Source organism: Micromonospora sp. DH13 (assembly GCF_020873825.1).
Taxonomy (GTDB): domain Bacteria; phylum Actinomycetota; class Actinomycetes; order Mycobacteriales; family Micromonosporaceae; genus Micromonospora; species Micromonospora haikouensis.
In genome coordinates this window covers 92242-115373 of record NZ_JAHWGR010000011.1, presented here as the reverse complement: position 1 = coordinate 115373, position 23132 = coordinate 92242, and the positions used below count along the sequence as shown (strand labels likewise).

General features: G+C 74.2%; 23 protein-coding genes. 15 read left to right on the top strand and 8 right to left on the bottom strand.

Annotation, left to right across the window (positions count from 1 at the left end; all coding sequences use genetic code 11):
- Positions 1-38: 38 nt before the first annotated feature.
- The 3 genes from LPA42_RS13535 to LPA42_RS13525 all read left to right on the top strand — a co-directional run bounded on the left by LPA42_RS13535 (position 39) and on the right by LPA42_RS13525 (position 1829).
- The gene (locus LPA42_RS13535; protein WP_077935396.1) at positions 39-824 is read left to right on the top strand and encodes an SDR family oxidoreductase; all 786 of its coding nucleotides are present in this window, start codon (positions 39-41) and stop codon (positions 822-824) included.
- A gap of 37 nt (positions 825-861) precedes the next feature.
- Positions 862-1056 carry a hypothetical protein gene (locus LPA42_RS13530; RefSeq protein WP_074475710.1) on the top strand — a complete coding sequence of 65 codons (195 nt, stop codon included), beginning with the start codon at positions 862-864 and terminating at the stop codon, positions 1054-1056.
- Between the two features lie 212 nt (positions 1057-1268).
- Entirely contained in the window at positions 1269-1829 is a 561-nt protein-coding gene (locus tag LPA42_RS13525; RefSeq protein ID WP_077935381.1) for a YbaK/EbsC family protein, read from the top strand.
- A gap of 69 nt (positions 1830-1898) precedes the next feature.
- On the opposite strand, the gene LPA42_RS13520 is transcribed toward LPA42_RS13525, so the two are convergent.
- The 4 genes from LPA42_RS13520 to LPA42_RS13505 all read right to left on the bottom strand — a co-directional run bounded on the left by LPA42_RS13520 (position 1899) and on the right by LPA42_RS13505 (position 5323).
- Positions 1899-2525 (bottom strand): DsbA family protein, encoded by a 627-nt coding sequence (locus tag LPA42_RS13520; RefSeq protein ID WP_077935382.1) that lies wholly within the window; start codon positions 2523-2525, stop codon positions 1899-1901.
- A gap of 20 nt (positions 2526-2545) precedes the next feature.
- The gene (locus tag LPA42_RS13515; protein ID WP_077935383.1) at positions 2546-2974 is read right to left on the bottom strand and encodes a SufE family protein; all 429 of its coding nucleotides are present in this window, start codon (positions 2972-2974) and stop codon (positions 2546-2548) included.
- 95 nt (positions 2975-3069) lie between these two features.
- Entirely contained in the window at positions 3070-3495 is a 426-nt protein-coding gene (locus tag LPA42_RS13510; protein ID WP_043961031.1) for a CBS domain-containing protein, read from the bottom strand.
- A 58-nt stretch (positions 3496-3553) separates the two neighbouring features.
- Positions 3554-5323, bottom strand: coding sequence for a proline--tRNA ligase (locus LPA42_RS13505; RefSeq protein WP_077935384.1), 1770 nt, complete (start codon positions 5321-5323; stop codon positions 3554-3556).
- Positions 5324-5541: 218 nt separating this feature from the next.
- On the opposite strand from LPA42_RS13505, the gene LPA42_RS13500 reads away from it, so the two are divergent.
- From LPA42_RS13500 to LPA42_RS13485, 4 genes are all read left to right on the top strand, one after another.
- A complete protein-coding gene (locus tag LPA42_RS13500; RefSeq protein ID WP_077935385.1) occupies positions 5542-6309 on the top strand; it encodes an SGNH/GDSL hydrolase family protein in 768 nt (255 codons plus the stop codon).
- Position 6310: 1 nt separating this feature from the next.
- On the top strand, positions 6311-6757 hold the full coding sequence (locus LPA42_RS13495; protein ID WP_077935386.1) for a hypothetical protein: 447 nt from the start codon (positions 6311-6313) through the stop codon (positions 6755-6757).
- Positions 6758-6803: 46 nt separating this feature from the next.
- The gene (locus tag LPA42_RS13490; protein WP_077935387.1) at positions 6804-7706 is read left to right on the top strand and encodes a sulfurtransferase; all 903 of its coding nucleotides are present in this window, start codon (positions 6804-6806) and stop codon (positions 7704-7706) included.
- A 150-nt stretch (positions 7707-7856) separates the two neighbouring features.
- Positions 7857-9503: a triacylglycerol lipase gene (locus LPA42_RS13485; protein WP_228986591.1), complete on the top strand. Its 1647-nt coding sequence runs from the start codon at positions 7857-7859 to the stop codon at positions 9501-9503.
- A 9-nt stretch (positions 9504-9512) separates the two neighbouring features.
- On the opposite strand, the gene LPA42_RS13480 is transcribed toward LPA42_RS13485, so the two are convergent.
- Complete coding sequence (locus LPA42_RS13480; RefSeq protein WP_077935388.1) at positions 9513-9899, bottom strand: hypothetical protein; 387 nt, start codon at positions 9897-9899, stop codon at positions 9513-9515.
- A gap of 585 nt (positions 9900-10484) precedes the next feature.
- Here LPA42_RS13480 and LPA42_RS13475 point away from each other — a divergent pair.
- The 3 genes from LPA42_RS13475 (at position 10485) to LPA42_RS13465 (ending at position 15814) form a co-directional block, all read left to right on the top strand.
- Entirely contained in the window at positions 10485-12272 is a 1788-nt protein-coding gene (locus tag LPA42_RS13475) for an HSP90 family protein (protein WP_077935389.1), read from the top strand.
- A gap of 9 nt (positions 12273-12281) precedes the next feature.
- Positions 12282-15119: a hypothetical protein gene (locus LPA42_RS34145; protein WP_077935390.1), complete on the top strand. Its 2838-nt coding sequence runs from the start codon at positions 12282-12284 to the stop codon at positions 15117-15119.
- A gap of 71 nt (positions 15120-15190) precedes the next feature.
- Positions 15191-15814 carry a TetR/AcrR family transcriptional regulator gene (locus tag LPA42_RS13465; RefSeq protein ID WP_077935391.1) on the top strand — a complete coding sequence of 208 codons (624 nt, stop codon included), beginning with the start codon at positions 15191-15193 and terminating at the stop codon, positions 15812-15814.
- 302 nt (positions 15815-16116) lie between these two features.
- On the opposite strand, the gene LPA42_RS13460 is transcribed toward LPA42_RS13465, so the two are convergent.
- Together LPA42_RS13460 and LPA42_RS13455 are read right to left on the bottom strand one after the other, a co-directional pair.
- Positions 16117-16347, bottom strand: coding sequence for a hypothetical protein (locus tag LPA42_RS13460; RefSeq protein WP_228986590.1), 231 nt, complete (start codon positions 16345-16347; stop codon positions 16117-16119).
- A gap of 62 nt (positions 16348-16409) precedes the next feature.
- Positions 16410-16688, bottom strand: coding sequence for a hypothetical protein (locus tag LPA42_RS13455; protein ID WP_228986589.1), 279 nt, complete (start codon positions 16686-16688; stop codon positions 16410-16412).
- A gap of 269 nt (positions 16689-16957) precedes the next feature.
- Here LPA42_RS13455 and LPA42_RS13450 point away from each other — a divergent pair, with 269 nt between their 5' ends.
- From LPA42_RS13450 to LPA42_RS13435, 4 genes are all read left to right on the top strand, one after another.
- Entirely contained in the window at positions 16958-17722 is a 765-nt protein-coding gene (locus tag LPA42_RS13450) for a DUF5753 domain-containing protein (protein ID WP_077935392.1), read from the top strand.
- Complete coding sequence (locus LPA42_RS13445) at positions 17719-17904, top strand: DUF397 domain-containing protein (RefSeq protein WP_077935393.1); 186 nt, start codon at positions 17719-17721, stop codon at positions 17902-17904. Before LPA42_RS13450 ends, LPA42_RS13445 begins: the two co-directional genes overlap by 4 nt.
- Before the next feature lie 213 nt (positions 17905-18117).
- On the top strand, positions 18118-19455 hold the full coding sequence (locus tag LPA42_RS13440; RefSeq protein ID WP_077935394.1) for an acetyl/propionyl/methylcrotonyl-CoA carboxylase subunit alpha: 1338 nt from the start codon (positions 18118-18120) through the stop codon (positions 19453-19455).
- 255 nt (positions 19456-19710) lie between these two features.
- Positions 19711-20622: a hydroxymethylglutaryl-CoA lyase gene (locus LPA42_RS13435; RefSeq protein WP_198956398.1), complete on the top strand. Its 912-nt coding sequence runs from the start codon at positions 19711-19713 to the stop codon at positions 20620-20622.
- Positions 20623-20768: 146 nt separating this feature from the next.
- Here LPA42_RS13435 and LPA42_RS13430 read toward each other — a convergent pair whose 3' ends face one another.
- A complete protein-coding gene (locus LPA42_RS13430; protein ID WP_077935400.1) occupies positions 20769-21344 on the bottom strand; it encodes a snapalysin family zinc-dependent metalloprotease in 576 nt (191 codons plus the stop codon).
- Between the two features lie 216 nt (positions 21345-21560).
- On the opposite strand from LPA42_RS13430, the gene LPA42_RS13425 reads away from it, so the two are divergent.
- Entirely contained in the window at positions 21561-23093 is a 1533-nt protein-coding gene (locus tag LPA42_RS13425) for an acyl-CoA carboxylase subunit beta (protein WP_077935401.1), read from the top strand.
- Positions 23094-23132: the final 39 nt, after the last annotated feature.

Genomic DNA, 23132 nt, shown 5'->3' with positions numbered 1-23132 from the left:
GGACGACCCCACCCGGGGGCGTCGGGAGGGAGATGGACATGAAGGTGCTGGTCACCGGGGCCACGGGCGGTCTCGGGCGGGTCGTGCTGCCCCGGCTGCATGCCGACGGGTTCGCCGTGCGGGCGGCGAGCCGGCGGCCCCGCACCGGAGCGGAGGTCGAGTGGACGGTGGTGGACCTCGCCACCGGGGCGGGCCTCGCCGAGGCGGTGACCGGCGTGGAGGCCGTCCTGCACCTGGCCTCACTGCCTGGGGGCGGGCGGCGTACCCACCAGGTGGACGTCCTCGGCACCCGCCAGCTGGCCGTCACCGCCGGGCGGGCCGGGGTCGGCCACCTGGTGCACATCTCCATCGTCGGGGTGGACCGGGTGCCGTTCCCCTACTACCGGCACAAGCTGGCGGCCGAGCGGGTGATCGCCGAGGGGCCCGTGGCCTGGTCGGTGCTGCGGGCCACCCAGTTCCACCCGTTCCTCGACCGCCTGCTCACCATGTCCGGTCGACTCGGCCCCGTGATCGGGGACCGGGCGCTGCTCGTCCAGCCGGTAGACCCCGGCGAGGTGGCGGCCCGGCTCTCCGCGCGGCTTTCCGCCGGGCCGCTGGGCGACATCGAGGAGTACGGCGGCCCGCAGGTGCTCCGCTTCGACGAGGCGGCGTACGCCTGGCGTGCCGCCCGGCGCTCCCGCCGCCCGCTGCTGCCGGTGCGCCTGCCGGGGCGGCTCGGGCGGGCCCTGCGCGCGGGCGGCCTCACCACCTCGGCGACCCCGACGGGCACCCGAACCTGGGCGGACCACCTCGCCGCCACGTACGGGGGAACCGACCGTAGATGAGAAGTCCCCCCGTTCGACGTCTGCCTACCGTGACGCCATGTTGGTCCTCGTCTCCACCGTGATCCTCTACGTCGCCGGCTTCGTCTTCCTCTACGGGGTGATCCGGCTCGCCGTACGGCACGCCCTCGAAGACCTGGAGGCCCGCCGGCCCGGCCTGCTGCGCTCCCAGGAGGTCGCCGCCGCGCAGGACCGGACGTTCGTCCGGGAGAACCCGTTCGTCGCGAACGGCTGACCCGGCACCGGTCCCCACGGGGACGGGGCCGGACGACTCCCCCGGCGGGGCGGGGGACGCACCTCGGGGCCGGCCCGGGCACGGGGCTGGGCCGGCCCCGAGGTGGTAACACCGGCATCGTCGGTCCGGCCTCGCCTGGGCGTGGGCCCGGCCACCTGCGGTGGGCGTCCCGCGATCGGGCGGCGTCCGGGGGTGCGAGGATCGCAGCCGTGATGGGAACGCTGAAGACCGAGCCCGCCCGGAGCCGACCGGACCTGCTGGCACCCCCGGTGGCCGCCGCGCTCGGGCAGTGGCCCGCCGACGCTCCGGTGGACGTCGACCAGGTGCTGGTCGCGCCGATCGACGCGAGCCTCGCGGACACCGCCGAGTTCTGCGCCGCGTACGGGGTGGGACTGGAGGTGTCGGCGAACTGCGTGGTGATCGCCGGGAAGCGCGGGAGCGAGATCCGGTACGCCGCCTGCGTCGTCCTCGCCACCACCCGGGCCGACGTCAACGGGGTGGCCCGCAGGGCGCTGGACGTACGCAAGGCGAGCTTCGCCCCGATGGCCGAGGCGGTGGAGCTGACGGGCATGGAGTACGGCGGGATCACCCCGATCGGGCTGCCCGGGGACTGGCCGATCCTGGTCGACGCGCGGGTGGTCGCCGCTCCGTACGTGATCGTCGGCTCCGGCGTGCGGCACAGCAAGATCGCCCTGCCGGGACCGACGCTCGGCGCGCTCCCCGGTGCGCGGGTGGTGGAAGGGCTGGCCAGGCCCGCCCAGCCCACGGCGTAGATCGATGTCGTTTCACGTGGAACGTGATCGACGCCGATCGTTGGCTGCCCGGATCGTGGCCCTGACGCGTCAGGCTTCGCGCTGCTCGACCTCGCGCAGGGCGGCGAGCAGGGTCTCCGGCTCCTGGGCGCCGGTGACGACGTACTTCCCGGCCAGCACGAAGGTCGGCACGCTGGAGACACCGAGCTCGCGCGCGGTGGCCAGATCGGCAGCCACCTCGCGGCGGCCGAGGTTCGACTCCAGGTAGTCCCGGGCCTCGACCTCGTCCAGGCCGACCCCGGCGGCCAGCTTGACCAGGGCGTCCCGCGCGCCGATGTCGACCCCGTCGGCGAAGTGCGCCCGGTAGAGCGCCTCGACCAGCTCGGCGGAGCGGCCCCGCTCGGCGGCGAACCGGATCAGCCGGTGCGCCTCGAAGGTGTTGGCGTGCACCGCGCGGTCGAAGCGCATGTCGAGCCCCACGCCGGCGGCGACCCGGGTCACCTGGGCGAACATGCCCTCCGTCCGCTCCCGGCCGCCGAACTTCGCGGCCAGCGCCTCCACCAGCGGCTTCGGCTCGGAAACCGGCGACGGGTCGAGCTGGAACGGGCGGTACCGGACGATCACCTCACCGCCGTACGACTCCAGTGCCTGTTCGAGCCGGCGCTTGCCGATCCAGCACCAGGGGCAGACGACGTCGGCGTAGATCTCGATCTCCATGACCAGCGACAACCCGTCGATCAGGAGATCTGTTCCCGGACCTGGCGCTTGAGCCGGGCCAGGATGGCCGTGCCGCCCCGGACCCGCAGCGGGCTGATCGCCTGCGCCAACCCCATCCGCTGGTAGAGGTCGTCCGGCACGGCGAGCACCTCGTCGGCGCTCGCCCCGGACAACCCCTCGGCGAGGATGCCGGCGAAGGCGCGCGTCGTCGGCGCCTCCGGCGGGCAGTCGAACCAGGTGGTCACCGTCCGGTCCGGGTTCACCTCGGCGCGCAGGAAGAACGCGGTCTGGCACTCGGGGACCTGCTCCATGCCCTCCCGGCCGGCGAGTTCCCCGGGCAGCGGCGGGATGACGTCGGCATATTCCAGCAGCATCTCCAGCACCACGTCGCGGGGGGCTGCGGCGAACTCGTCGACGATCTCGGCCAGCTTGGTCGGCATCTCGGGCATCCGTTCAGGCTACCGACGGTCGGGCGACGGCAGCCCGACGGTGGTTAAGAAGGGGCCCCTGCTCTACCGGAGGCGTTAACAGGGGGCCCCTCCTTTCACACGGTCGGGGCCTGCTCGCTGATGTCGCTCAGCGCCGAGTTGGGGTCGAGCTGCATGGCCAGGTCGCCGAGGGAGACGATGCCGACGAGCTTGCGTTCGCCGTCGCACACGAGGATGCGCCGGATGCCGCGTTCCCGCATCAGCGACGCCGCCTCCCCGGCGGTCGCGTGCTGCTCGATCATCACCACCTCGCGGGTGATGACCGAACCGATCGTGGTGGTCGCCGGATCGCTGCGCTCGGCCACCGCCCGGACCACGATGTCGCGGTCGGTCAGCATGCCGGCGAGGCTCGCGCCGTCGGTGACCACGACGTCGCCGATGTCCGCCTCCTTCATCACCCTGGCCGCCTCGTCCAGGGTGGTCTCCGCGGGCAGGTAGACCACCTGCCTCGTCATCACGTCGCTGACCCGGTAACCGGTCATGGGAGCCTCCGAATACACACCTGTGCCGATCGGTAACCGGTACCCAGTGCGCCGCCCGCTACACCAGATCGCCCCGGGCACGCAGCGCCTCGTCGCGCAGCCGGTCCACCAGCCCCGCCAGCGGCAGCTCGGTCCGCTCGCCGGTGGCGCGATCGCGCAGCTCGACGTACCCGTCGGCGAGACGGCGACCGACCACGACGGCGCGCGGGACACCGATCAGCTCGGCGTCGGTGAACTTCACCCCGGCGGAGACGTGCGTGCGGTCGTCGACCAGCACCCGCAGGCCGGCGGCGGCGAGGCGTCCGCCCAGCTCCAGCGCCGCGTCGAGCTGCGGCCCCTTCCCGGCCGCCACCAGGTGTACGTCGCACGGCGCGACCGCCGCCGGCCACACCAGGCCCCGGTCGTCGTGGTGCTGCTCGGCGATCGCGGCGACCGCCCGGGACACCCCGATGCCGTAGCAGCCCATGGTGGGGCGGACCGGCTTGCCGGCGGGGCCGAGCACGTCGACGGCGAACGCGTCGGTGTAGCGCCGGCCGAGCTGGAAGATGTGCCCGACCTCGATCCCGCGCCGCATCGTCAGCGCGCCGGAGGCGCACGCCGGGCACGGGTCGCCCGGCCGCACCTCGGCCGCCTCGACGGTGCCGTCCGGGGTGAAGTCCCGGCCGCAGACCACGTCGGTGGCGTGCCGGCCCGGCTCGTCGGCCCCGGTCAGCCAGGCCGCCCCGGGGACCACCCGGGGGTCGACGAGGTAGCGGACGCCCAGCCCGGCCAGCCGCTGCGGCCCGATGTACCCGCGTACCAGCCCCGGGTGGGCGGCCCAGTCGTCGAAGACCGCCACGGTGGCCGGGGCGAGCGCCGCCCCGAGCCGCTTCAGGTCCACCTCGCGGTCCCCGGGCAGCCCCACCACCAGCAGCTCGGCCTCGGCCGCGCCCGGCCGGCGCACGGTCAGCACGACGTTCTTCAGGGTGTCGGCGGCCGTCCAGTCGGCGCGGCCGGCGAGCCGGCGGGTGTTCGCCAGGTCCACCAGCGCGGCGATGGTCGGCGTCTCCGGGGTGTCGTGCACGGCCGACGCCGGCTGCGCGCCGGGGTCGCCGGCCGCCGGGGGCCGGGTGACGACCGCCTCGGTGTTGGCGGCGTAGTCGCAGGTGGTGCAGCCGACGAAGGTGTCCTCGCCGACGTCCGTGGCGGCCAGGAACTCCTCCGACGCCGATCCGCCCATCGCCCCGGACGTCGCGCGGACCACGGTGAAGTCCAGCCCGAGCCGGGTGAAGACGCGTCGGTACGCCTCGCGGTGCCGGTCGTAGGCGGCCTGGAGCCCGGCGTCGTCCAGGTCGAACGAGTACGCGTCCTTCATCAGGAACTCGCGCCCGCGCAGCAGCCCGGCGCGGGGGCGGGCCTCGTCGCGGAACTTCGTCTGCACCTGGAACAGCGTCACCGGGAAGTCCCGGTAGGACGTGAACAGGTCCTTCACCAGCAGCGCGGCCAGCTCCTCGTGGGTCGGGGCGAGTAGGTGCTCGGCGCCCCGGCGGTCGGCGAGGGTGAAGATGTCGTCGCCGTACTCGGCCCACCGGCCGCTGGTGCGGTAGGGCTCGGCCGGCAGCAGCGCCGGGAAGTGCACCTCCTGGTCGCCGATGGCGGTCATCTCGCCCCGGACGATCTCGGTCACCCGGTCCAGCACCAGCTTGCCCAGCGGCAGCCAGGTGTAGCCGCCCGGTGCGGCGCGACGGACGTAGCCGGCGCGCAGCAGGAGCCGATGGCTCGGCACCTCCGCGTCCGCCGGGTCCTCACGCAGGGTCCGCAGCAGCAGGGTCGACATGCGCAACAACATCAGCGCAGCGTACGGCCGCGGTGACCGGCCGAGCGACGCGGTTTACCGGCGCGGCCGACCGGAGGCGTCCTCGCGGTCGATGAACTCCCTCACGTTCCCGGTGCCGGGACGATGTGCGCGGGTGGCCGGTGCCAGACTGTCTGACGTTAAGCAGGGGCCCCTTTACAACCGGATGCGTTAACAGGGGGCCCTTCCTTGCTGGCAAGGCGGAGGGTTCGGTGGGCTGGCGCAGTTTCGTGGCGGTGGGGGACAGCTTCACCGAGGGCATGGACGACGCGTACCCGGACGGCACCTACCGGGGCTGGGCGGACCTGGTGGCCACCCGGCTCGCCGCCGAGGCCGGCCCCGACTTCCAGTACGCGAACCTGGCGATCCGGGGTCGGCTCTTCCCCAACGTGGTGGCCGAGCAGGTGCCGGCCGCGCTGTCGATGAAGCCCGACCTGATCAGCTTCGCGGCCGGCGGCAACGACGTGCTGCGCCGCACCTTCGACCCGGACGCGCTGGTGGCCCGCTTCGACGACGTGGTCCGGCAGCTCCGTTCCGGTGGCGCGGACGTGCTGCTGTTCCGGTTCGCCGACGTGATGGCCCGGCTGCCCGGGCAGCGGCTCGTCGCGCCCCGGGTGCACCTGCTCAACCGGGCCGTCGGGGAGACCGCCGAGCGGCACGGCGCGATCCTGGTCGACCTCTACGCCGACGACACCTTCCTCAATCCGATGCTGTGGAGCACCGACCGGCTGCACCTGTCGGCGGCGGGGCACCGGCGGGTCGCCGGCCAGGTGCTGACCGCCCTCGGCGTCGGCTGCGACGAGGACTGGCTGCTGGTCCCGCCGCACCCCGCGCCGACGCCGTGGCTGGCCGCCCGCGCCGCCGACCTGCGTTGGGCGGGCCGGCATCTGGCCCCGTGGGTCAAGCGCCGGCTCACCGGCCGCTCGTCCGGCGACACCGTCACGGCGAAGCGGCCGGTGCTCGGCCCGGTCGCCGACTGACGTGCGGACCATCCACGCCGCGCCACTGCTGCGGCGCACCCTCGACGACCGGCCGGTCGCCGACACGGCGGTGCTGGTGACGGGGGACCGGATCGAGGCGGTGGCGCCGGCCGGCGAGCTGACGGCCGCGTACCCGGGGGTGCGGGTGCGTCGGTGGCCCGGCGTGCTCGGGCCGGCGCTGGTGCACGACGGGCCGCTGCCGTCCGCCCCCACCCCGCGCGAACGGGTGCACGCCCTGTTCGGGCTCGGGGCCGCCGCGGTGCTCGCCGACCGGGTGACCGACCCGGGGCTGCGGGCCGCCGCCGCCCGCAACGGGGTCGCGCTGCTGGCATCCGCGCGCCCGCCCGCGCTGGTCGTCGGCGGCCGGGCCGACCTGGCCGTCTTCGCCGACGACGGGAGCTGCGTCGCCACGGTGGTCGCCGGCCGCCTCGTGCACCGCCGCGCCTGACCGCGACCGTCACCCTGGGGTGGGGGAACCGGCGTAGGTTGGGCTCATGCCTGTGCCGAGTGATCCGAACCCCCGCCTCCAGTCGTACGCCGACCCGCAGCGGCTCGTCACCACCGACTGGCTCGCCGAGCACCTCGGCGACGAGGGCCTCGTCGTGGTCGAGTCCGACGAGGACGTGCTGCTCTACGACACCGGGCACATCCCGGGCGCCGTGAAGGTCGACTGGCACACCGAGCTGAACGACCAGGTGACCCGGGACTACCTGGACGCGGCCAGCTTCGCCGAGCTGTGCGCCGCCAAGGGCATCGGCCGCGACGACACCGTCGTCTTCTACGGCGACAACTTCAACTGGTGGGCGGCGTACGCGCTCTGGGTCTTCTCGCTCTTCGGCCACGCGGACGTGCGCCTGCTCGACGGCGGCCGGCAGAAGTGGGCCGCCGAGGGGCGGGAGCTGACCCGCGAGAAGGTCACCCGGCCGCGCGCCGCGTACCCGGTGCCGGAGCGCAACGACGCGCCGATCCGGGCGTACCGGGAGCAGGTGATGGCGCACGTCGCCGCCGGCCGGCCGCTGGTGGACGTGCGCTCGCCGGGCGAGTACACGGGCGAGATGCTGCACATGCCGGACTATCCGCAGGAGGGCGCGCTGCGCGGCGGGCACATCCCGGGCGCGGTGAGCAAGCCGTGGAAGTCGGCGGCGAACGACGACGGCACGTTCAAGTCGGCCGACGAGCTGCGGGTGATCTACGCCGACCAGCTCGGGCTGAGCCCGTCCGACGACGTGGTGGCGTACTGCCGGATCGGGGAGCGGTCCAGCCACACCTGGTTCGTGCTGCACCACCTGCTCGGCTACCCGCAGGTGCGCAACTACGACGGCTCGTGGACCGAGTGGGGCAACCTGGTGCGGGCCCCCGTCGTGAAGGGCGACCAGCCGGGAGGCATGGCCGGCTGACCCGCCGCCCGGCCACGGGCGTCCGGCCCGGGACACGACAACGGCCCGGCACCTGACCTTCTGTGGGCAATGTGCCGGATGCGCCGACACGGAGCCCGCCACCGGTGGAGCCTGCGAATGGGGCAGGACCCGCGACGGTGGCGAGGAGGCGTGTTGACCCTGGACCGCAGGCTCGTCGCGCTGCTCGTGCTGACCGCCGTGTTCCCGGCGGCCGAGGCCACCGTCCTGGTCGCCATGGACTTCGTGGCGGCCGAGGGGATCGCGCCCCAGGTGAGCGCGGTCTGGCCGTACGACACGTACCACGACCTGAGGTGGCTGTTCGTCTACCACCGGTCGTGGCCGGAGTTCGTCCTGTGGCTGGCCTACGTGGCGCTCACCCGGGGCGCGTTGACCACCGGCCTCGTCGCGCTGTCCTGGCCGGTCGAGGCGCCCCGGCCGCCCGTACGCCAGCTGTTGAAGCGCAACGTCGGTGTCTCCGTGGTGGTCACGGTCCTCGTCGTGCCGTGGGCGGTGATCTCGGTGGCCGCGTCGGTGGTGGCGCTGTCCTGGGTGCTGCTCGCGTCGCTGCTGCCGATGTTCCTGCTCGCGCCGTTCCTGCAACGGGCCGCCGCCGTCGGGCCGTGGTGGCGGGGGTTGCCCTCGCTGCCCCTGGTCGGGTGGACGCTGCTGAACTTCGTGGTGCTCACGGTCGCCGGGGCGGTGGCGTGGAGCGTGCCCGGCTGGTGGACGGTGCCGGTGGCAGCGGCGGCGGGCGTGGTCAACGGCGTGCTGTGGAACCGGACGGTACGGGCGGCCGTGCTCGCTCCCCGGCTGCGGTGGGCCCGGGTGCCGGTGGCCCCGATCGTGGCCCTGCTGGCACTCGTCGTGCCGCTGCTGATCCCGACGCTGGTCAGCACGGTGCCCGGCAACCAGCTGCGCACCGAGGACGTGCTGCTCACCCGACCGCTGCCGCCGGAGGTCACCGAGGCTGTGGTGGTGCTGGCCGGCTACGGCTCCGCGTACGGGGGCGAGCAGCCGCGCGACCCGAGGGTGGAACGGTTCTCCTACCGGGGGCTGGGCTCCGACGGCCGGCCCCTGCCCTACCGGCCACAGGACACCACCATCTCGGTGGCGGACAGCGTCGGGCTGCTCGCCGCGCAGGTGGACCGGCTGCACCGGCGTACCGGCCGGAAGGTGGCCCTGGTCGGGGAGAGCGAGGGGGCGATCGTGGCCCGCACCTACCTCGCCCGGCGGCCCCACCCGGCGGTCGACGCGCTGGTCATGTTCAGCCCGTTGATCAACGCCGGCCGGGCCTACTACCCGCCGCGTGGGGAGGACGACGGGTGGGGCGTGGTCACCGGCTGGATGCTCCGCGCCATGTTCGGGCTGGGGCGTCTCGCCGGTGCGCCGGGCAACGGGCCGGACGAGCCGTTCATCCGCTCGCTGCTCGACGACGCCCCGTTCTACCGCAACCAGCTCATGTGCCAGGTGCCTGGCGTGCGGATGGTGGCCTTCCTGCCGTACACGACGGCCGCCGAGGCGCCGCCCGGCGACTACACCGGCATCCCGGTCTTCCAGACCCCGGGCGTGCACGGCGGCCTGCTCAACCGGTCCCTCGTCCAGGACCGGCTGGTGAACTTCCTCGGCGGCGAGCTGGTCCAGCGGAACCGGCGCGAGTATCCGCTGTTCCAGCGGCTCGGGGCCGCCTGGCAGGCGCCCCCGCTGGCGATCTCGGCCAACCCGGCGTGGGAGGAGAGCGAGCAGCCGGACCCGGCGTTGACCGGCAAGGTCTGCCAGCCGTCCCGGGAACCCCGGTAGCCTGCCTGGTCAGGCGGTGCGCGAGCGCCGCTGCCGCAGCACCAGCCGGGCGGCGGTCAGGGCCAGCCCGAGGACGATCACCGCCCGGATCGGGTGGTACGTCAGCATCAGCAGGTGCGTCGCGACGGCGACGACGACGGCGAGCAGGGCGAGCCGGGTGGACCAGCGCCGACCCAGCGGCACGAGCGCCCCGGCCACCGCCAACAGCGCCCCGGCGGCGAGGTGCAGCCACGCCCAGCCGGTGATGTCGTAGTGGTACATCCCGCCGCCCTCGATGGAGACGTACGGGTCGCCGATCAGGTCGCCGACGCCGGCCAGCACGTCGAAGACGCCCGCCCCGCCGAGCAGGATCCCCGCCAGCACCAGCGGGCGCTCCTTCGTGCCGTCGTCGACCACCGTGCCCCCCGCCCGAACCGTCCGCGAAGGCCACGGCCCGGTAGGTCCCCGGGTCCGGCCCGCCCCCTCCGGGCTCCAGGCTAGGGGCCGCCCGGCCGGGTGTCCGCCGATCAGCGGGGGGAGCCGGGGTCGATTCCCCGCAGGGTCCGCCAGCCGACGGCGGCGGCCACCGAGAACACCGAGGCGGCCCCCCCAGGCGACGGGCGGCATCCCGTACGTGTGCCCGGCGAGCCCGGCCAGCGTCGCCCCGACGGGCGCGGTCACCAGCCCGACCACCCGTTGCGCCGCGCCCACCCGGCCAGCGGCGGCCAGCGCACCGCCCAGCCCGCCGACGCCGGCCCCGCAGAGAAACAGGCCGTAAGCCGCCTCCGGCACGGCGAGGACGTCGAGCGCCGCTTGAGGGTGGGCGGCGAACCCGGCAGGCGGAGGAGCAGGAGGGTGGAGAGGGCGAAGGTCAGGCGCCCACGGCGAAGGGGAGCGGTACAGGTCACCGGTCGAGGGTCAAGTTCCGGGCGAACGGGGGCAGCCGGGCGTCGGTGATCACCGGTACGGTGAGCGCCGGCATCGGACCGGGGAGCAGCAGCGTTGGACCGCACCTTCCAGGTCGACCTCCGAGGCGTGGTCGACCTGCTCAGTCATCACCTGTACGGCAGCCCACGGGTCTACGTCCGTGAGCTGATGCAGAACGCGGTCGACGCGATCACCGCACGGCGGGCGAGCGAGCCCGACGCGCCGGCGCTGGTGCGGATCTTCCCACCCGAGCTGACCGGCGACGGGACGCTGCGGGTGCACGACACCGGCATCGGCCTCACCGAGGCGCAGGTGCACGAGCTGCTGGCCACCATCGGCCGCAGCTCCAAGCGTGACGAGCTGGGCTTCTCCCGGCACGAGTTCCTCGGCCAGTTCGGCATCGGGCTGCTCTCCTGCTTCCTGGTGGCCGACGAGATCCGGGTGGTCACCCGGCACGCCGACGAGCCGACGGTGCTCTGGACGGGCTACGCCGACGGCCGGTACGCCGTCGAGGTCGCCCCGGCCGGTCAGCAGCGCCCGGAGCCCGGTACGACGGTGACGCTGGTGCCGCGCCGCGACGCCGACCAGTGGTTCGGCACCGCGATCGTCACCGAGCTGGCCCGGCTCTACGGGTCGCTGCTGCCGGTGACCGTCCGGGTCGGCGACACGGTCACCACCACCGGCGGGCCGCCCTGGCCGACCGCGCCCGGCGCGGGCGTCGACCGGCCGGCCCTGACCCGCTACGCCCGGCAGCTGCTCGGCGTCGACCCGTTCGACGTGGTGCCGCTGTCGGTGCCGGAGGCCGGCCTGACCGGCGTCGCGTTCATCCTGCCGACCCCGGTGAACCCGGCGGCCCGCGCCGGCCACCGGGTCTACCTCAAGCGGATGCTGCTCACCGAGCACGCCGACGGGCTGCTGCCCGACTGGGCGTTCTTCGCCCACTGCGTGGTCGACGCCGGGGAGCTGCGGCCCACCGCCAGCCGCGAGGCGCTCTACGAGGACGCCCTGCTCACCGCCACCCGGGAGGCCCTCGGCGACCAGGTGCGCGGCTGGCTGGTCCGGCTGGCCCGGCACGACCCGCGCCGGCTCGGCGAGTTCCTCCAGGTGCACCACCTCGGCGTGAAGGCCCTCGCCGTGCACGACGACGAGATGCTGCGGCTGGTCGACCGGTGGTGGCCGATGGAGACCAACGTCGGCACCCTCACCCTGGCCGAGTTCCGCCAGCGCCACGGCCTGGTCCGGTACGCGGCCAGCCTGGACGAGTTCCGCCAGCTCGCCGCCGTCGCCGCCGCCCAGGACCTGGCGGTGGTCAACGCCGGGTTCACGTACGACGCGGAGCTGATCGAGCGGCTGCCGGCCGTGGACCGGTCGGTGCTCATCGAGCGGCTGGAGCCGAGCGACCTGACCACCCGCTTCGACGCCCTCGACCCGGCCGTCGAGCTGGCCCTGCGGCCGTTCCTCGCCGGGGCGCAGCGGGCCCTGGAACGGCTCGGCTGCGAGGTGGTGGTGCGGGCGTACGACCCGGTGTCGCTGCCGGCGCTCTACCTGGTCAGCCGGTCGGCGGCGTTCAACGACCAGCTCGCCGCGACCCGGGACGCCGCCGACGAGCTGTGGGGCGGGGTGCTCGACGCGCTCGCCGCGTCCGCCCCGCCGGACCGCCCGCAGCTCGTGCTCAACCACCGCAATCCGCTGGTCCGCCGGGTCACCACCCTCGACGACCCGGAGCTGGTCGGGCTCGCCGTCGAGGCGCTGTACGGGCAGGCCCTGCTGCTCGGGCACCACCCGATCCGCGCGGCCGACGCCGCGCTGCTGAACAGTTCCTTCCTCGGCCTGCTCGGCCGGGCCGTACCGGGACGGGAGTGAGTGGCACCGATGAGTGACGACGAGCTGTGGCGGATGCTGCACGAGAGCAGCGGCATGCCGTACGGCGCGGGGCGCACGGCCGCCCTGGAGCAGCTGCTGCGCCGCGCCGACAGCGGCGACGACCGGCACCTGGCGTTCGCCGTGCGGATGCAGGCCACCACCGCGTACGTCTACGGCGGCGAGCCGGCGAAGTCCTTCGTCACCTTCTCGTGGTGCCTGGCCGAGTTCGACCGGGACCCGCAGCCCTACCACGAGCGCTACGCCCACCAGCTCCTCTGGCACTTCAAGTACATGGTCAACGCCATGTTGAAGTTCCCCGAGCTGCCGCTGGACCGCACGTACGCGGTGCTCGACGACATGCAGCGCCGGTACGCCAACGCGGGGCACAGCCTCCAGGCCGTGCACAAGCACCGCTACCTGGTCGCCGACCACGTGGGCGACGCCGAGGCCGCCGAGCGGTGGTACCAGGAGTGGCTGACCGCCCCGCGCGACGAACTGTCGGACTGCGCCGGCTGCGATCCCACCACCCAGGTCGCCCACCTCGCCCACGTGGGCCGGCACGACGAGGCGGTGGCGCTGGCCGAGCCGGTCCTCGCCGGCCGGCTGACCTGCACGGAGCAGCCGCAGGCGATCCTGACCGCGCTGCTGGTGCCCTACCTCCGCTCGGGGCGGGGCGACGCGGCGCGGGACGCGCACCGGGAGGCGTACCGGCGGCTGCGCGGCAACCTGTCGGACCTGTGGGACATCGGCGACCACGTCGAGTTCTGCACGCTGACCGGCAACGAGGCGCGGGCCGTGGAAATCGTCGAGCGGCACCTCGACTGGCTGGACCGCGCGCCCACCCCGGCCGCCGCGATGCACTTCGCGGCCACGGCCGCCGCCGCGCTGCGCCGCGCCGCCGGGGCCGGCGACGTCACCCTGCACCGGCGGGCGGCCGGCGACCGGCCGGCGGGCGAGGTGTCCGCCGCCGCGCTCGCCGCCGAGCTGACCGACACGGCGACCGCGCTGGCCGCGCGGTTCGACGCCCGCAACGGCACCACCCACCAGTCGGAGTGGATCGCCCGGCGGCTGGCCGCCGGCCCCGACGGCGAGCACCTGCCGCTGTCGGCCAGCCTCCGCCGTCGCCCGGCCCGCCGGCCCGAGCCGCCCGCGACCCCGGTTCCGGCGGCCACCGTGCCGGCCGGGGCCACCGCCGACGAGCTGCTCGACCTGGCAGACAACTGCTGGCGTACGCACGACCGGGCGGGGCTGGCCGCCGCGCTGGCCGCCTACGACGGGCGGTTCGGGGCGACCGGGCAGCCGCCCCGCACGGCGGCACGGCGGCTGGAGCTGCGGTCCGCCGAGCTGACCGACGCCGACGGCCCGCAGGCGGCGCAGGAGGCGAACCGGGCGGCGCTGGCCGCGTACCGGGAACTGCCGGACCCGGTGCGCGAGCAGGTGGTCGCGGGCCGGCTCGGCGCGCTGCTCTGCCTGACCGGCGACGGTGAGGAGGGGCTGGCGCTGGCGCAGGGGTCCGCCGACTTCTTCGCCGGGCACGACGACGCCCGGGAGCGGGCCGCCGCGTACGACCGGCTCGCTCTCGCGCTGGCGCACCTGCAGCGCTGGGAGGAGGCGCTGGCCGCCGCCGACCTGGCCGCCGCCGAGGCCGACGTCGACCCGTGGCTGGCCGCCCGGGTGGCGCTGCACCGCGCGCACGTGCTGGAGGAACTGGAGCGGCCGGAGGAGTTCCGGGCGGCGGCCGAGCTGGCCCGCCGGCTCACCCGCGAGGTGGGCGTGGGCGAGCTGGTCACCGCCGCCACCCTGGCGTACGCGCGGGCGACGGACGACCCGGCCGAGCGGGTTGCCGCCTGCGACGAGGCGCTGGAGACGGCCCCGGCGCAGGCCCGGTTGCCGGTGCGGGTGTTCCGGGCGCGGGCCCTGCTGAGCGCGGACCGGGTGGCCGAGGCGGTGGAGGACTTCGCCGAGGCGGTGACCCTCTGCGTCGAGCAGGGCGCCGACGGGGACGCCTTCCTGCGCTGGGAGCTGGCGAACGCGTACCGGGCGGCCGGGCGGCCGGCGGAGGCGGCCGAGGTGGCGGAGGAGGCGGTGCTCGGGCTGGACCGGCTCGGGGCGCAGGCCGAGGCGGACCGCTGCCGGCACCTGCTGGCCGGGATCTACGTCGACCTCGGTGAGCTGGAGCCGGCGCTGGCCCTGCTGGACCAGCTCGCCCGCAACCTCGACGGGCCGGACAACCTGCCCCACCGGGCGCAGGTGCTGGAGGAGGCCGGCGGGCTGCTCTACGACGCCGACCGGGACGCGCTGGCCGCGCAGCGGTTCGCCGAGGCGGCCACCGCCTACCGGCTGGCCGGTGCGCCGGTCGACGAGCTGCGCGCGCGCCGCCGGGAGGCCGACGCCCTGAACTGGTCCGGGGACGTGCCGGCGGCGGTGCGCGCCGTCGAGGTGGTGGACGGCCTCGCCGCCGCGCTGACCGGTCGGCCGGAGGTGCCGCCGGTGGTGACGTACGAGGCGGCGCTCGCGGCGGAGGTCGGTGCCCGGGTGCTGGCCGCCGACGAACGGCCGGACGATGGCCTGGACCGGCTGGCCGGGGTGCCGGCCCGGCTGCGGTCGATCGAGGCGTTCGGCGAGGCGGCCCGGGTGGAGCTGCTCGGCGGCGAGCTGCTGGTGCGCGCCGGCCGGCCGGGCGAGGCGGAGCCGCTGCTGCGGAACGTGCTCGGCGGCCTGCCCCCGGGCTCCCGGCCGGCGTCCCAGGCGGCGTGGCTGCTCGCCCGGGTGCTCGACGAGCTGGGCCGCCCGGACGAGGCGGCGGCGGTCCGGGCGGAGCACGGCCTGGGCGACGACGACGACTGATGGGGCGACGACGGCTGGCGGGGGCCGACCGGCGGGTAACCTAGGCGTCCGGTCGGGTCTAGGCTTGCCGGGTGACGGTGGAACAGCGGGCACGGGGAGCGGCGGGCGGCGTGGCGGGCACTGGCAGGCGACGGTCCCGGCGGGACGAGATCCTGGAGATCGCGGTCGGGCTCTTCGCCGCGCGGGGCTACCACGGCGTGTCGATGGACGACATCGGCGCGGCGGCGGGCGTCACCGGCCCCGCTCTCTACCACCACTTCGCCGGCAAGGAGGCGATGCTGGCCGCCGCGCTGATCCCGGTCAGCGAGGGGTTGCTCGACGGCGGGCGGGAACGGGTCACCGGCCGTTCCGACGACCCGCGCGGGGTGCTGGAGTCGCTGATCGACTTCCACGTCGAGTTCGCGCTGGCCAACCCGGCCGTGATCGCCCTGCACCTGCACGAGCTGGACCGGCTGCCGGACGAGCCGCGCCGCCGCATCCGCCGGCTTCAGCGGCTCTACGTGGAGCAGTGGGTGACGGTGCTGACCGCCCTGCACCCGGGCCTGCCCGACGGCGAGGCGCGGGTGCTCGCGCACGCCGCGTTCGGCCTGATGAACTCGACGCCGTTCCTCGGCGGCGAGGTGGACCGGCAGCGGCGGGCCGCGCTGCTGCGCGCCGCCACGCTGGCCGCCCTCCTGGCCGAGGCCGACGCCTGAGCCCTGCCGGCCCTGAGCAGCGCCGGGGCCTGCCAGGCCTGAGCAGCGCCGGGGGCCTGCCGGGCCTGAGCAGCGCCGGGGGCCTGCCGGGCCTGAGCAGCGCCGGGGGCCTTGAGCCCTGCTTGCCTTAGTCGACGCTGAGCGCCATCGGAAAAGCCGCATTTCCGACTAACCGCGACCAATGGGCCGGTCGGGCCGAGCCCTGGCACCCCCACCGCCCGTCGTCGTCGCGTACCACCGGCGATTCTTGGACAGTTGCTGTTCAGTCCTGACGACAACTGTCCAAGATTCTGGGTGGGCGGTCAGTGACGGGGACGGGGCAGGGAAAGCCAGCCGAGGAAACGGGCGTGCATCGCGGCCCTGTCGGGACGGCCGCCGAGTCGGTACATGTCGTCCATGGCGTCCCGCATCGCGGCGGCCAGGTAGAACGCGAGCGCGACGCTGTGGCCGTGGAACTCGGCGGGCAGGTCGAGTCGCGCGGGCGGGCAGGGCCACTGGGCGGCGCAGACCCGGCAGAGCCAGGCGGGACGCATCGGTAGATGCCGGCGGGGCATCACGGCACCAACGCGGGGCACCAGCGCACCCGGGCGGGGCATCAGCGCACCCGGGCCGGGCTCGTGCCCCGGGCGGGCGCGGCCTGCCGCAGGGCGACGGCGAGCCGGTGCAGCCCCTCGCGCAGCACGAACAGTTCGCGCTTGGCGACGGCGTCGCCCCGGGCGTCCAGCTCGTACGCCTCGATCCACGTCCAGCCGTGGTAGGTGTGCCGGTCCCGCACCTCGCGGATGACCCGTACGGTGATCGGCTTGACGAACTGCGGGCTCGCGGCGCGGGTCAGGTGCAGCACGTCGCCCGGGTCGATCGGTTGGCCGGTCACCGACGCCTGCCGGCCCGGGCGGTTGCCGGCGCGGTGGGTCCTTCTCGGTTCGGCATCTGCGTCCCCTGTCCGTGGCCGTTGGAGAGGGGGCCGCCCGCGCTTGGTGCGCAGGACCGACCGGGCGGCCCCCTCGACGAACGCGGGCCGGGGCATTTCGGTCAGCCCGACCCACGCCGTCCCGATGACAGCCTGCCCAGGGTTGCGGCGCAATCACACAGCGTTAGATGATTTCCTTCGGACGTTCCGTTGGTTCCTGAAGGGACTCAGGCATGAATCATGCGTTCGTCACGGCTCTCGCCGAGGCGTCGGAGACCGCCGAGAGTTTGGCAGGTCGCATAGGGATTCACCCGAAGACCGTCGCCCGCTGGGCCAACCCCGGGCGCATTCCGCAGACCCGGCATCGTGCCGAGGTAGCGAGGATCCTCGGGAAGGATGTGGCGGATCTCTGGCCGGATGCTCTGCGCCGTGAGCCGGTGTGGTTCCGGCCGTGGGTCGACATCGAGCGCGAGGCCGTCGCCCTGCGCGCCTTCCAGCTCGCCTGGGTGCCGGGCCTGTTGCAGACCGAAGCGTACGCCCGCGTCACGTTCCACGGGCAGCCCCTGTCGCCGGTCGAGGTCGACGACCTGGTGGTGGCTCGCATCGCCCGGCAGGGAATCCTCACCTGCGACCGGGCACCCACGACCGTCGTCGTCCTCGACGAGCAGGTGATCCGCCGGGTGCCGGCCGGCGGGCGGCCGATCATGGCGGCCCAGCTCGCCCGCCTGGTGACCTGCGCGGAGCTGCCGACCATCCAGCTGCACATCGTCCCCCGCGACGCCCCGACCTATCCGGGGCTCGACGGTCCCTTCACGATCGCCGAGCTTCCCGGCGGGACGCGGGTGGCCCATGTGGACAGTCAGGCCCAGGCGCAGATCATCGATCAAGCCTCCCAACTTGCTACTCTCGAACGACGGTGGGAGCGGATCCGGGGCGAGGCTTTGTCCCGGCCGCAGTCCCTGGATCTCCTGAGGGAGGCGGCAGCAGCATGGACATGACCGGCGCGCAGTGGCGCAAGAGCACCCGCAGCGGCGGCAACGGCGGCGACTGCGTCGAGGTCGCCGACAACCTGCCCGACGTCGTCCTCGTCCGCGACACGAAGGACCGCGACGGCGGCACCCTCTCCTTCTCGCCGGCCTCGTGGCGCGGCTTCGTCGAGCTGGCGAAGCGCACCGCCTGACCCGCTCGCCCCGCAGCACCCTCGCCCCGCAGCACCCTCGTCCCGCAGCCCTTCGACCCGCAGGCCCTCCGCATCCGCCGGGGCCTGTTCTGTGTCCGCAGCAGCTCGACACGAGCCGCTGAATCCGCCCCGCCGCCACGCGCTTGACTCGTGGCCGGCCCGTCACCCATGGTTCCCTGGCATCGTCCCCACCCCTGGACGCTGGAGGAGAACATGATCGAATCGCTGCTGGTAGCCAACCGCGGCGAGATCGCCCGTCGGATCATCCGAACCGCGAACCGGCTCGGAATCCGCGCGATCGCTGTCCACTCGGAGGCCGACGCCGGCCTGCCGTTCGTGACCGAGGCCGACGAGGCCGTCTGCGTGGGACCGGCGAACCCGGCCCAGAGCTACCGCAACGTCGAGGCCATCCTCGCCGCCGCCAAGTCGACCGGCGCGCAGGCGATCCACCCCGGTTACGGCTTCCTGTCGGAGAACGCCGACTTCGCCCGTACCGTCGAGAGCAGTGGGCTGATCTGGGTCGGACCCGGCGCGGACGCGATCTCCGCGATGGGCGACAAGATCAACGCCCGGAACCTGATGGCGGCGGCCGGCGTGCCGGTCGCGCCCGGCACCACCGAACCGGCCGCCGACCTGGACGCGGCGGTCGCCGCCGCCGCGGAGATCGGCTACCCGGTGATGGTCAAGGCCGCGGCGGGCGGCGGCGGCATGGGCATGGGCGTGGCCGCCGACGAGGCGGCGCTGCGCACCGAGTACGACAAGGTGCGCGCGTTCGCCGAGCGGATGTTCGGCGACGGGTCGGTGCTGATCGAGCGGTACTTCCCCCGGGTGCGTCACGTCGAGGTGCAGATCCTCGGCCTGGCCGACGGCCGGGTGGTGGCGCTCGGCGAGCGGGAGTGCTCGGTGCAGCGGCGCAACCAGAAGCTCGTCGAGGAGTCCCCGTCCCCGGCGGTCTCGCCGGAGCTGCGCGCGCGCCTCCTGGCCGCCGCCGTGCGGGCCGGCGAGGCGGTCGGCTACCGCAACGCGGGCACGGTGGAGTGCCTCTTCGACCCCGCCACGCAGGAGTTCTTCTTCCTGGAGATGAACACCCGGCTCCAGGTCGAGCACCCCGTCACCGAGCTGGTCTACGGCGTCGACCTGGTGGAGGAGCAGCTCCGGGTGGCCGCCGGCCTCGCGCCGACGTTCGACCCGGACGCGCTCGCCCCGCGCGGCCACGCCATCGAGCTGCGGATCAACGCCGAGGACCCGAAGCGCTTCCTGCCCGGCCCCGGCGTGATCACGACATGGCGCGAGCCGGCCGGCGAGGGCGTGCGGGTCGACTCCGGCTACGTCGACGGCAACACGGTCACCCCGTTCTACGACAGCCTGCTGGCCAAGCTGATCGTCAACGGCCGGGACCGGGCGGAGGCGATCGGGCGGGCCCGCGCGGCGGTCGCCGCCTTCGAGGTGGCCGGCCCCAAGTGCAACCTGCCGTTCTTCGCCGAGCTGTTGGAGAACGAGGAGTTCCTCTCCGGCGACTACGACACGGGCATCGTCTCCCGCATGCGCTGACCCCCATTTCGCCTCGGTGATCAAGAGGTTTGCGTCAGGATCCGGCATGCCCGGTGACGCAAACCTCTTGGTCAACTTCGCAGGCCGCCCAGGCGGCAGGGGGGCGGGTCGGCCTGGCGGCGGGGCTCGGGGGTCTGGTTGTCTGGAGGGACCATTGGTCGTCCGGCGTCGTCCCGTCGGCCGCCCTCACGAGGGGCGGTGGCGCGTGCGGCACCCCCGGCGGCCCGACGTCACAGCGAGGTGACCATGAGCCAGATGCCAGCGGCGGTCTCGATCCGGGAGGTCGGGCCGCGCGACGGACTCCAGAACGAGGAGCCCATCCCGACCGAGGCCAAGGTGCGGTTGATCGACGCGCTCTCCGGCACCGGCGTGCACCGCATCGAGGCGGTGTCGTTCGTGCACCCCAAGGCGATCCCGCAGATGGCCGACGCGGACGAGGTGTGGCGTCGGGCGGCGAAGGTCGACGGGGTGCGCTACTCGGCGCTGGTGCCGAACACCCGGGGCGCGCAGCGGGCCCTGGCGGCCGGGTTCACCGAGATCGAGGTGGTGGTCTCGGCCAGCGACACGCACAATCGGCGCAACGTCAACCGGTCCACCGCCGAGTCGCTCGACGACATCGCCGAGCTGATCGACCTGCTGCACGGTGCCGGGGCAACCGCCGAGGTGATCGTGGCGACCAGCTTCGGCTGCCCGTACGAGGGGGACGTCGACCCGGCGCGGGTCGCCGGCATCGTCGACCGCGTGGTCCGCGACGGCGCGGACCGGGTCGCGTTCGGTGACACCACGGGCATGGGCACGCCGCGCCGGGTCCGCGAGCTGATCAGCGCGGTACGCGACCGCAACGCGCACGTCCCCGTGCTGCTGCACTTCCACAACACCCGGGGCACGGCGCTGGCCAACCTGCTGACGGCTCTGGAGCTGGGGGTGACCGAGTTCGACGCCAGCGTCGGCGGCCTCGGCGGCTGCCCGTACGCGCCGGGGGCCAGCGGCAACCTGGCCACCGAGGAGGCGGTACACATGCTGCACGACATGGGCATCGACACCGGCATCGACCTGGCGGCCCTCGTCGAGGTGGCGGAGCTGGCCGAGGAGCTGCTCGGCAAGAAGCTCCCCTCCGGCGTCCTGCGGGCGGGCCCGCGCACCCGGCTGACGCCCCTGCCGGCCTGACCGACCGGGAGACGCGGCCCTGCCGGGCCGGGCGCGACGGGCCAAGAGGCGACAGGGCCGGGCGCGACGGGCCAAGAGGCGGCAGGGCCTGCTGGACGCGGCGGAGGGGCCGGCGGTGTGCCGGCCCCTCCGGTGTTCCCGCTCGGTCAGCTCACCGGGGCGAGCGCGGCGGGCCAGCTGTCGCGGAAGACGGCCGCCCCGCTGCTGTCCGTGCCCCGCTCGGTGGCGCTGAGCGTGCCGGCGAACAGGTTGGTGACCCGGTTCGCCTCGGCGGTGCTCGGGTACGGGTTGGTGCAGCCCGTGCCGGCGCTGCCGCCGGACATCAGGAGCGCGCAGTCGCCGTTGTAGTTGTCGGGCAGGCCGAGGATGTGCCCGATCTCGTGGGTCATGATCCGCAGGGGGCTGTACTGGGCGGCCTGCTGGGTGTCGATGTAGACCCGCCCGTTGCCGAGGCTGGTCCGCACGGCGTACGAGCCGCCGCCGGTGATCTGGTAGATCCGGAGGTTGGTGCCGCAGTTCGCCGTGAGCGTCAGGTTCGACGTGGCGTTGTTCCAGATCGTGGCGGCCTGGTTGGCGATGCTGGCGTAGCTCGGGGCCTGGCTGGTGTTGTAGCAGATGGTCATGGCAGCGGACGCGGGCGACGGGTTGGCGAGGGTGACGCCGAGGGTCGCACCGGCCGTGGCGACCATCGCGACCAGGGTCCGGCTGATTCGTGAGGCCATCGCTGACTCCAATCCGGGAGGGGGTGTCGGGAGCCTAACGAGAACCATCTACACATTTCAATATGTTGATCACGATCACTCGATGCGTGGCGCGTCGGGCGTTCGGTCCGCCCCGGGGTCGCCGATCGGGTGGCGAGTGGGATACCCTAACGATCGTTCAGGGTGGTCGGCGTGCCCGTGCGGCGGCCGGCACGGTGGCGGCAATGGGGAGTCGGCGTGACGCTCGACGGTGAGGCACTGGAGCAGCTGCGCAAGCGCGCCCGGGCCGGCGGTGCGGACAAATACCACGCGGCCAACGCGGCCAAGGGCAAGCTCTTCGCCCGCGAACGGGTGGCGCTCCTGGTCGACGAGGGCTCGTTCGTCGAGGACGGCCTCTACGCCAACGCCCTGGCCGAGGGCCTGCCCGCCGACGGCGTCGTCACCGGCACCGCCACCATCGACGGCCGGCCGGTCTGCCTGATGGCCAACGACTCCACGGTCAAGGCGGGCAGCTGGGGCGCGCGTACCGTCGAAAAGATCATCCGGATCATCGAGCGGGCCTACTCGACCGGCGTGCCGATGGTCTACCTGGTCGACTCGGCCGGCGCGCGGATCACCGACCAGGTCGACCTGTTCCCCGGCCGGCGCGGTGCCGGGAAGATCTTCTGGAACCAGGTCCGCGCCTCCGGCTCGATCCCGCAGGTGTGCGCCCTGTTCGGGCCGAGCGCGGCCGGCGGGGCCTACATCCCGGCGTTCTGCGACGTGGTGGCGATGGTCGACGGCAACGCCAGCATGTATCTCGGCTCCGACCGGATGGTCGAGATGGTGACCGGCGAGAAGACCACCCTGGAGGCGATGGGCGGGGCGCGGGTGCACTGCGCCGAGTCCGGCGTCGGGCACTTCCTCTGCAAGACCGAGGCCGAGGCGCTCGACGTGGTCCGCCGCTACCTGTCCTACCTGCCGGCCAACTGGACCCAGCCGCCGCCGGCCGCCGAGGCGACGCCCGCGCCGGCCAAGGCCGACCTGGCCGCGCTGGTGCCGGCCAGCGAGCGGCAGGCGTTCGACATGCGCCGGTACGTCAAGGGCCTGCTCGACGACGGCAGCTTCTTCGAGATCCAGGCGCTCTGGGCCAGGGAGCTGACCATCGGCTTCGGCCGGCTCGACGGCGAGGTCGTCGGCGTCGTCGGCAACAACTCGATGTTCAAGGGCGGCGTGCTCTTCGTCGACTCGGCCGACAAGGCGACCCGGTTCGTGCAGCTCTGCGACGCGTTCAACGTGCCGCTGCTGTTCCTGTCCGACGTGCCCGGGTTCATGGTGGGCAGCGCGGTGGAGAAGCAGGGCATCATCCGGCACGGGGCCAAGATGATCACGGCGATCTCCGAGGCGACGGTGCCGAAGATCTGCGTGGTGGTCCGCAAGGCGTACGGCGCGGGCCTCTACGCGATGGCCGGCCCCGGCTTCGAGCCCGACGCGACGATCGCCCTGCCCACCGCGAAGATCGCGGTGATGGGTGCGGAGGCCGCCGTCAACGCCGTCTACGCCAACAAGATCGCGGCCATCGCCGACGAGGCGGAACGGGCCGCCTTCGTCGCCGCCAAGCGCGCCGAGTACGAGCGCGACATCGACGTCGTCCGCCTGGCCAGCGAGCTGGTGGTCGACACGATCGTCGAGCCGCACGACCTGCGCGCCGAGCTGGTCCGCCGATACGCCGCCGCCCGCACGAAGGACCGGCACTTCTCCCGCCGCCGGCACGGCGTCACCCCGGTCTGACCCGCCGCGCCGGGGCCGGCACCACCACCGCGACCCCCG